The organism is Paractinoplanes aksuensis (genome assembly GCF_024137025.1).
GTDB lineage: Bacteria > Actinomycetota > Actinomycetes > Mycobacteriales > Micromonosporaceae > Actinoplanes > Actinoplanes aksuensis.
The window spans coordinates 1-9,133 of sequence record NZ_JAMYJR010000076.1; the positions used below are offsets into that span (position 1 = coordinate 1).

The window sequence follows — 9,133 nt, forward strand, 5'->3', positions numbered from 1 at the left end:
TTCCGGCTTCCGGCTTCCGGCTTCCGGCTTCCGGCTTCCGGCTTCCGGCTTCCGGCTTCCGGCTTCCGGCTTCCGGCTTCCGGCGGCGAATATAACGCGGGCCGACTGGCCACGCCGATGCGGCGGCTGAGCCGGTGGCGCTGTTGTAGCCGCGCGACGCGCACGTCCCGGTGACCAACGGTTCCTAGCACCCGAATCAAGCCTGACCCCGTCGAGCGAAGCGCAGACCCCACCATCACCACCGACGACCGCAAGCGACCGCAACGCGGGGCGTCCGGGGGCTCGGCCCCCGGAGCAGGAATGACCAGCGCAAAGGTCCGCGCCCTCCGCGGACATGGTGTGCCCAAGCTGGTGGGCCGGACGTTGCACCATGCGAACCACGTCACCATCGTCCCGGGCCGCCCACTTTCGGGACGTTTGACCAACTCACGTGTTAGGCGCTAGCGCTGGGGACGGTTGACCCCGACAACATCGGGCTCACCCTCCACGCCGATAGTGGTACCGTATCCAGTACCACTTCGGGAGGCATCATGACGTCCGCGATCAGTGCCAGCGAGGCGCGCAAGTCCCTCTTTCCGCTCATCGAGCGCGTCAACGAGGACCACACCCCGATCGAGATCGTCTCCAAGCGTGGAAACGCGGTCCTGGTGAGTAAGGAGGACTGGGACTCGATCATGGAGACCAACTACCTGCTCCGATCACCCGCCAACGCCAAGCGCCTCGTCGAGAGCGTCGAGCAGTGGCGAGCCGGCCGAGCCACCGAGCGCGAGTTCGGCCCCGAGGAGTGAGACTCAGCTGGACCGACCACGGCTGGGACGACTACCTGTACTGGCAGACCCAGGATCGCAAAACCCTCAAACGCATCAATGCGCTGATCGCCGACATCAAACGCGACCCCGACGGTCAGGGCATCGGCAAACCGGAGATCCTCCGAAACAACCTCGCAGGACTCCGGTCACGGCGCATCGACGACGAGCACCGCATGGTGTACGCCGTCGAGCCCAACGAGATCACCATCATCTCCTGCCGGTACCACTACGAGTAGATCCGGCCCTGTCGTTGCTGTTCAGCGGCGTTTGGCGAATTCCGCCAACCGCTCGCTGAGCGGGCTCACCCGTGGGCGCGGTGGCCGGTCGAAATAGCTTGGCTTGATTTCACGCATCAGCGCCTCACCGTCGCGGCCCCAGTCGAACCGTGGCCGTTTCAGCAGTCGCCGGAACAAGACACTCGCCTTCTTCGGATCCCTCGCCGCAAGCCGACGCAGGACCATCGGCTCCACGCTGTCGTCCTCGAGATAGGACAGCGTCTGCTCGCGCCACCGGCGACGTCGCAACAGGTCGGGGTTCGCGAACGCTTCCTCCACGAGGCCGAACTCCGCGTAGAAACCGAGCCCGTCCGTCTCGTCGTAGATCAGCGCCACCGTCTCCGCATCGGTCACATCCGGCGGCAACGACATCGACACCGCAGGAGGGACGTCCTTCGGGTCCGGCCCGAGAACCGTGTCACGGCAGTACGTGTAGTAGCCGTCGAGCCGCTCTTGTGCCTGGTCCCCCGGGACCACCAGCAGGTCGGTGCCGAAGAACTCGACGAACCGTGCCGGTCAGCACGCTGATGCTCCCACGCCTGCGCCAGCTTCTCTGGATTCCGGAACACTGCTTGCGGCGTACGCAACGACATGTCCAGCGCGAGCTGATAGGCGATGTCCCGCTCGCTCCCACGCAGGATCTGTACCGGCCCGCTCAGCATCCACTCGTCACCGACCGCAACCAGCCGGGCGATGATGAACGAGCGGCGCGGCATCTGCTTGAACACTGCCGGACCCATGTTCGACCGGACCCGATACGTCAAGTCGTCGACCAGGCTCTCCACCACGAGCGCTGACCCGTCCTTGCGCTGCACCTCGAACGGGCCCTGCACCACATCACGCCAGCCGAGCACCATCTCCCGCTCGACCTCCGGCAGGTCCGGCCGGGCATCCACGAACTGCTCCACCACCGTCCGGCCGTTCGCCAGCCGGTGCTCCAGGATGAAACAGTCCCAGAGCAGCATCCACCGCTGCTCATCGGCGTCTTCCAGGCCGTTGCCGTACTGGGCCAGAAAACTCGACGCAGCCCGGTCGTAGCGGGGCTGTTGAGAGAACGCCACCAGCTCGCCCTTGAGGTCACCAGCCCGTCGGAGCAGCGCGGCATCAGACATCGACATGTCACCAACCTATGAGCTGTCAGAGTCAGACCGGCACGGGGTGCCTCGTTCGGGTGATCAATCGATCAGACGCCGAGCGAGGCGTTCGGCGTTTAGTCCCCGCATTGCTCCGTCGACGGCCTCCGGGTCGGTCAGGTCGATACCGCGGGCCGCCAGCTCCGCGGCGATCTGCTTGGCAGGACCCCACGCCGCCACGTCGTCGAACGCCTCCTCGAACGCGGGAAGGAACGTGTCGACAGCCTCGACCACCGGACCGATCCACTCCGGGTCGACCGCACGACGGTCCAGGGCGTACCGAATCCAGCGCCGCAACACCTCCGGCAAGGCGGCACGCTGTTCGGCATCCAGCGCCGCCTTGCGCGGCAGCCAGTCGGCCAGGAACAAGCCCACCTGCCCCGGGCTCCAGCACAACGGGCCACTCGTCATGTAGCCGTCCCCGTAGTCCAGGAACAGGTCGGCCAGCGACCTGGCGACCGTGTCGTCGACCGGCGCGAACCCGCCCAGCAGGCGCTCCCGTTCCTCATCGCCCATCGGCTGCCAGTCACGGAAGTCCGGCAGGTACGGAAGGCATCGCGACCAGGCCAGCGCCCGCAAGTCGACGAAGTCCTCGTCATCATGGCGGGGCCAGGTCATGTCAGTGGTCCGCAAGGCATCCGCCAACTCCGCCAGCGCAACCTCGACCGGGCACTCGATGGCCGGCATCGGCACCTCGTCGGGCTCACGCAGCCGATCCCAGGTCTCCGCAGCCCCGGGCTGCAGTACCGCCAGCTTGTCCACCAGCGCACCCCCGGCGAGGGAGATCTGCGCCATCACCGTGTGCAGCGTCTGCCCGGCGAACTCGACGAACAGCACGTGCTCGCTGTCCCAGACATCCACCGCCCGCCACGCCCGAACCGGCTCGAAGGCAGCCGCCTCCGACCACCGCGGTACCGGCTGACTCTCCGACAAGATCTCCAACGTGCCGTCCAGCAGCGACCACTCGCAAGGAGCGGCGACACGGCGCAGCGCCGCCACCGCGGCCAGCCCATGCGGTGACGGCCGGGTCGACGCCCGGCCCACCACCTCCAGGTGGAACATCTTCTCCGGCTCACGCTCGCCGAACCCCGCCGCCGACCACGCCGCGCCAAGCCACCCACTGGCCCACCGCTCGACCTCGAGCACACTGTCCTCGGACACGATCGTGACCGCGTCACGCATCAACCGGTCCGACAACCGCAGCTCCCGCACCGGGCGCTGCGGACGCTTTGGCTTACCTCGTCCCGCGGGACGACCACGACTCTTGGGCATGTACCCACCTACCACATACGCCCCAGGGCGACAGGCGAGCGACCCGCGGTTTGCGCAATGCCACATTTGACCTGTTCGAACACGCAGGTCAGGCGTGGAGTGGGCCGCCGGGGACTCGAACCCCGAACCTATGGATTAAAAGTCCACAGCTCTGCCATTGAGCTAGCGGCCCGCGATCATAGAGTACCTGCGGTGGTCCAAGTCGTTCGACTGGTATCCCGCCGAAGCCGGCCGCAGGCGTCACATCAGCGTGAAATGCCTGGTGGGGAGCCGGTCTAGAGCGCCGACAGCAACGCTGGGGTGGCCGCTTGCGGTGGGTATATCTGCCACGCTCCGGTGCGCCGGTTGATGTACAGGTGCCGAGATTCGAGCCGGTGGCTGCACTCCCACAGCCGGCCCTTCTGAACCGTGGCGAGATTCAGCTCGACCCGCCCTTGAGTGGTCGGTGTAGCCAGCAGATCCGTCGCCATCGAAACCGCCGACTCCCGGTTCACCTGTCCTTCGCGTTCAACGTGGGCGAGCAGCCGCAGCGCGTAGGCCGCCCACCGATTCACCAACGGATGCACCTGTCGGCTCGCCCGCTGGGCCGCTGCGCGCAGTGCCGCGAGATCGTCGGGCCGGCGCTGCCAGGCCAGAAGCCTCGAGTAGTCCTCGAGCACGATCAGGCAGAGGTCGCGCTTGGGGCAGTCCGCCCAACCGGCCGCCGCGATCAGCAGATCGAAGCCGGCAACGTCGTACAGCAGCAGATCCTCATCCTGCGAGTCGAGCTCGGCGAACGGGTCCATGGCCCAGACCCAGAACGCCTGCTCATCCCTGAAGGGCCACCACGACATCACTCGATGATCTCGCACTACATGCCGCGCACGCGCGAGCCGTTCGGGCCGCATCCGACGGCGCGGCCGATCCTCGATCGAGCGCCACTATCCACAACCCCACGTTGGCCGACTCGCCTTCACCGATTGCGGCAAGCGTAGGCGGCCGGGCCCAGCCGATCTTCGACGCCGTCAAGTCGGCCGGTGAGTTCGGCTTCGCGCACGCGGTCAAGCTCCACTCGGGTCGGGCTGCTGAGTGGGGCCGCCCCCGGAGACCGGGATCAAGGCTGGTTTGCCGCCGGTGCTCGGTGCAGGGCCTGGTGGGCCTCGAGGAAGCCGTCGACCGAGCGCTGCCACGGGAAGAGCTCGGCCTGCGCCCGAGCGGCCGCGCGGCGTAGTGGTTCGGGGCGGGAGAGCAGCGTCCGCACCGCCTCGGCGTAGGCCGGGCCTTCGCCGGGGGCGGCCACGCCGGCGTCGCCGATCACCTCGGGCAGGGCGCTTTCGGCGCTCACCACCACCGGCGTACCGCTGGCCAGGGTTTCCAATGCGGCCAGCCCGAACGTCTCGATGGGGCCAGGGGCGATCGCCACGTCCACGCTGGCCAGCAGCGCCGCGAGCTTGCGCCGGTCGCCGACGTGCCCGAGGAAGCGGACGGGCAGGCCCCGCTCGGCCGCCTCGGACTGCAAGGCGATGCGCAGCGGCCCGTCGCCCGCCACCACCAGTACCGCCGGCACGCCCGACTTGCGCAGCCCGGCCAGCGCCTCCAGAGAGCGCCGGGGCTTCTTCTCCGGAGCCAACCGACCGCAGTGCAGCAGCAGCACGTCCTCGGCCGCCGACCACATCGTGCGCATCCGGGGGTCGTGGTTGGCCGGGACGAACCGGTCGAGGTCGACGCCCAGCGGCACCTGCGTGAGATTGCGTACGCCGAGACGCGCGAACTCCGAGGCCGCCCACCCGGTCGTGCAGACGACCTGGTCGTGGTCGGCCGCCGTCCGCGCGTTCAGCAGGTCGCCGACACGGCGGCTGTGGCCCGGGCCGAACAGGCGCAGCAGACCGTCGAGGCTCTCGTGCGACACCATCATCGACGGGATGCCCCGGCCGCGAGCCCACCGGCCCAGCCAGCGCAGCGTCGCGCGGTCGGAGATCTCGATCCGGTCGGGCCGCAACGATTGCAGGGTGGCGCTGAGCCGGGCCCGGTCCAGCAGCACTCGATAGCCGCCCATGCGGGGGACCAGCGGCCCGGGCAGGGTGATCACGCGGCCCTGGTCGGTCTGCTCGTCGGACTCGGTGGCGCCCGGCACCACCAGCACCGGTTCGTGCCCGGCGGCCAGATAGCCGGCGCCGAGGTGGCGGAGTGCGGTCCGCAAGCCCCCGGAGCGGGGAGTAACGAAGTTCGCCACGCGGACGATCCTCACGCGGCGACCGCCCTTCGTTCGAGGTAACCGACGCTACACGCTTCGCCGTAGTGGACGAGCAGTTCCTCGCCCACGGCGGACCAACTGCGGCCCTCGATGGCCTGCCGTCCGGCCGCTCCGAAGGCCGCTCGGCGGGCCGGGTCGGCCACCAGGTCCCGTACGGCCGAAGTGAAGCCTTCGGCGACGAACGGGGGCACGAGATAGCCGGTGCGCTCGTGGTCTACCAGGTCGACCGGGCCGCCGGCCCGCGGCGCCACCACGGGCAGCCCGCTGGCCATGGCCTCCTGCACGGCTTGGCCGAAGGTCTCGTACGGTCCGGTGTGGGCGAAGATGTCGAAGCTGGCGTACAGCTCGGCCAGTTCCTCACCGCGCCGCACCCCGAGGAACGTCGCGGCCGGCAGCGCCTTGTGCAGCTGCGGCGCGGCCGGGCCGTCACCGACGATCACCAGGCGTACGCCGGGCAGCCGGCTCACGTCGGCCAGCAGGTCGATCTGCTTCTCGACGGCCAGCCGCCCGACAAAACCGACGACGAGCTCGCCGTTCGGGGCGAGCGACTGCCGCACCTCGTCGCGTCGCCGGCCGGGGTGGAACAGCTCGTCGTCGACGCCGCGCCGCCACAGGTGGACCCGTTCGACGCCGTGCGCGTTCAGGGCGAAGGCCGACTCGGACGACGGCACCAGCGTGCGCGAGGCCAGGTTGTGCACCGTCTTGATCCACTTCCAGGCGGCGCCCTCGGTCATGCCGACCTTGTAGGCCCGGGCGTACGCGGCCACGTCGGTCTGATACACGGCCACCGTGGGCAGACGTAGTGTGCGGGCGGCCAGCATGCCCCACGCCCCGAGCACGAACGGGCTGGCCAGGTGGACGAGGTCGGCCCCGAACGCGCGCAGCGCGCCGGTCAGCGTGGGGGTGGGCAGGCCCAGCCGGATCTGCGGGTATCCCGGCATGGGCAGGGAGGCGACCCGAACCACCGGGTACGGCACGTGGACCGGGGTGTCGCGGACCGCGGGCGGAGGCTGCGGAGCGATCACCATCGGCTCGTGCCCTCGGCGCAGCAGATGGTCGGCGGTGCGGACCACCGAGTTGGCGACACCGTTCACATCGGGCAGGAACGACTCCGTGACCAGAGCGACTCGCATGCAGTCACGATGGGCCCGCATCGATGGCCAGCACACCGTACGCGTCGTGGCCGGATCCCTAACGCTGATCGAACGAACGACTAGGCCGCGAGCTCGGTGGGTATCTTCCGTCCGTGAGACATCCGTCGATGGCCCTGGGCTTGAGCGTGCTGCTGCTCGTCGGCGCCTGCGACTGGCGGGGTGGCGACGGCCGCGACCACAACCCCGAGAATCGGCCCGGCTATTACCTGGGCGAACGCCATCAAAGTACGCCGCACCGGGTTCGCGGCGACGGCCGTGTCTCGTCGTTCCTCCTCGTCAGCGGAGCCGACGTGGTGCGGGTGCGGCTCGCCGACCTCGGCGGCGACCTGTACGAGTTGTCGACGCCGGAGGATTCCAAGGTGGCGCCGACCGCCACCGTCGAGGGGCCCGACCTGGTCGCCGGTCTGCGCGACACCGGCCGCGGCGGTCCGGCCGTGCTGACCGTCGTGCTCAGCGACGACGTGCGCTGGCAGATCCGTCTCGCGGGCGGCGCCAAGGACGAGTCCGTCGACCTCACCGGCGGCCCGGGCGGCGACGTCGACTTCAGCTCCGGCACCGAGCGTTCATCGGTCGTGCTGCCGGCCGGCCCGGGCACCCAGCGGGTGGTGCTCGGCGGGGGCGCGAGCCTGCTTTCCGTACGCCTGACCGGCCAGGCCCCCGTGCGAGTCTCGGCCCGCGGGGGTGCCGGCAGCGTCACGGTCGACGGGCAGGCCCGCACCGGCGTCGCGGGCGGGTCGGTCTGGGTGCAGGACGGCTGGGACGCCGCGACCGACCGCTACGACGTGGACGCCACCTCGGGCGTCGGGACGCTCACCGTCGACCGCTCCTGAACACCCCGGGTCAGTCGGCCCGGGTGTTCAGCGAGCGCCAGTCGACGTACTTGAAGTTGGTGCTGACCCGGCCGTCGTCGGGCTTGTTCTCGCCGTCGTGCAGCACCAGCAGGCCCTTGGGGTAGCCGGGGAGCGAAACGCTCGTCGCGGCCGCGCCGTCCGAGTGCTGCACACCGTCGGCGCGAGGACCGTCGACCACCTGGAAACTCGACAGGCGGCGGTTGGTCCGCCGGTCGTACACATAGAACTTGCTGTCGCCCTGGCTCGAGACGATCAGGTAGCCGTCGCGCTTACCGGTCGGATAGATCGCGGCGCCCTCGACATCGGCCCGGATGCGCCCGGCCTCCGGGGCAGGCTCACCCAGCGCGCACTCTTCGGTCTCGGCGTCGTAGCGGCCCGGCGCACCGAACTCGGCCACCCGCTCGACGATCCGCGGCACCCCGATGAACCGGTCGCGGTCGAGCTGGATCTTCCACAGCGCGACGTCCTCTTGCGCGGCGTAGAGCACGCCGGCCTCGCTGTCGACGACCATGCCCTCGATCTGCGGGTCCTCGCCCGGCTCAGCGCACGGCGTCCAGGTCGCGCCGGTCGACAGGCGGAACTGTTTGGGCAGGTCGAGCTTGTCGGTGACGCGGTAGCTGACGGAGTTCTTCCGCTCCTCGAGCCGGAAGATGCCCAGCGTCGTGCTGTGCCGCCGGCTGACCACGGCGTACCGCCCGTAGGTGGCCAGCCCGTAGCCGGTGGCCTGCGTCTCGACCTCGGCCTGGTCACGCGAGAACAGCAGCGGCGCGTCGGCCGAGGTGACATCGGTGAGCCGGCCCGACAGGTCGATGCGATAGATGCGCAGCTGGTCGAGCCCTCGGTCGGTGACCACGGCGTAGTCCTGCCGTTCGGCCCCGAACCCGGTCACCAGGTCGACGTTGTTGAACCGTCCACCCTCGGGCGGCAGGATCGACTGCACTTCGCGACCGGCCAGGTCGTAGACCCGCAGACCGCCGTTCTTGGCCGTCCCGATGACCCGGCTGCGCGACTTGTCGGCCCGGTTGACCCAGATCGCCGGATCATCGGCGTCGGCGTCCCCGCCGGCTTCGTCGTCGAACAGCGCCGGCGTCTCGACCGCAGCCGTGATCTCGACCAGCGGTCCGTCCCCCGATGGCCCACCAGCTCGCGCCGGCCCCGCCACCGCGGTGCTCAGCACAACAAGAGCCACAACCCCAGCAGTACGACGCATACCTGCCAACTTGCCCGCCGAAAGCGGCCCCCAGGTTGCCCTCACCTGAATGTTCGCTGTGCTCCGCCGTGAAAAGCACCCACAAACGACAGTAGGCCCACCCCGCATGGGGTGGGCCAACTGTTCACGTTGAGTCCGGCGGCGTCCTACTCTCCCACACCCTCCCGAGTGCAGTACCATCGGCGCTGGAGGGCTT

General features: G+C 69.5%; 10 protein-coding genes and 1 tRNA gene. 3 read left to right on the forward strand and 8 right to left on the reverse strand.

Features of this window, described 5'->3' with window-relative positions; translation table 11 throughout:
* Positions 1 to 530: 530 nt before the first annotated feature.
* Positions 531 to 788: a type II toxin-antitoxin system Phd/YefM family antitoxin gene (locus tag M1L60_RS46300; RefSeq protein ID WP_130511265.1), complete on the forward strand. Its 258-nt coding sequence runs from the start codon at positions 531 to 533 to the stop codon at positions 786 to 788.
* On the forward strand, positions 785 to 1,045 hold the full coding sequence (locus M1L60_RS46305) for a Txe/YoeB family addiction module toxin (RefSeq protein ID WP_253244009.1): 261 nt from the start codon (positions 785 to 787) through the stop codon (positions 1,043 to 1,045). Before M1L60_RS46300 ends, M1L60_RS46305 begins: the two co-directional genes overlap by 4 nt.
* A gap of 21 nt (positions 1,046 to 1,066) precedes the next feature.
* On the opposite strand, the gene M1L60_RS46310 is transcribed toward M1L60_RS46305, so the two are convergent.
* The 7 genes from M1L60_RS46310 to M1L60_RS46340 form a co-directional block, all read right to left on the reverse strand.
* The gene (locus M1L60_RS46310) at positions 1,067 to 1,462 is read right to left on the reverse strand and encodes a hypothetical protein (protein WP_253244010.1); all 396 of its coding nucleotides are present in this window, start codon (positions 1,460 to 1,462) and stop codon (positions 1,067 to 1,069) included.
* Complete coding sequence (locus M1L60_RS46315) at positions 1,435 to 2,202, reverse strand: hypothetical protein (protein ID WP_253244011.1); 768 nt, start codon at positions 2,200 to 2,202, stop codon at positions 1,435 to 1,437. Before M1L60_RS46315 ends, M1L60_RS46310 begins: the two co-directional genes overlap by 28 nt.
* Positions 2,203 to 2,259: 57 nt before the next feature.
* Positions 2,260 to 3,429, reverse strand: coding sequence for a hypothetical protein (locus M1L60_RS46320; protein WP_253244012.1), 1,170 nt, complete (start codon positions 3,427 to 3,429; stop codon positions 2,260 to 2,262).
* A gap of 160 nt (positions 3,430 to 3,589) precedes the next feature.
* Positions 3,590 to 3,661 (reverse strand) — tRNA-Lys (locus tag M1L60_RS46325).
* A gap of 103 nt (positions 3,662 to 3,764) precedes the next feature.
* Entirely contained in the window at positions 3,765 to 4,322 is a 558-nt protein-coding gene (locus tag M1L60_RS46330; RefSeq protein WP_253244013.1) for a hypothetical protein, read from the reverse strand.
* Positions 4,323 to 4,582: 260 nt separating this feature from the next.
* Positions 4,583 to 5,701, reverse strand: a complete 1,119-nt coding sequence (locus tag M1L60_RS46335; protein ID WP_253244014.1) for a glycosyltransferase — start codon at positions 5,699 to 5,701, stop codon at positions 4,583 to 4,585.
* 11 nt (positions 5,702 to 5,712) lie between these two features.
* Positions 5,713 to 6,855: a glycosyltransferase family 4 protein gene (locus M1L60_RS46340; RefSeq protein WP_253244015.1), complete on the reverse strand. Its 1,143-nt coding sequence runs from the start codon at positions 6,853 to 6,855 to the stop codon at positions 5,713 to 5,715.
* 113 nt (positions 6,856 to 6,968) lie between these two features.
* Here M1L60_RS46340 and M1L60_RS46345 point away from each other — a divergent pair, with 113 nt between their 5' ends.
* Positions 6,969 to 7,706 carry a hypothetical protein gene (locus M1L60_RS46345; protein WP_253244016.1) on the forward strand — a complete coding sequence of 246 codons (738 nt, stop codon included), beginning with the start codon at positions 6,969 to 6,971 and terminating at the stop codon, positions 7,704 to 7,706.
* Positions 7,707 to 7,716: 10 nt separating this feature from the next.
* Here M1L60_RS46345 and M1L60_RS46350 read toward each other — a convergent pair whose 3' ends face one another.
* The gene (locus M1L60_RS46350) at positions 7,717 to 8,916 is read right to left on the reverse strand and encodes a phytase (RefSeq protein WP_253244017.1); all 1,200 of its coding nucleotides are present in this window, start codon (positions 8,914 to 8,916) and stop codon (positions 7,717 to 7,719) included.
* Between the last annotated feature and the right edge of the window lie 217 nt (positions 8,917 to 9,133).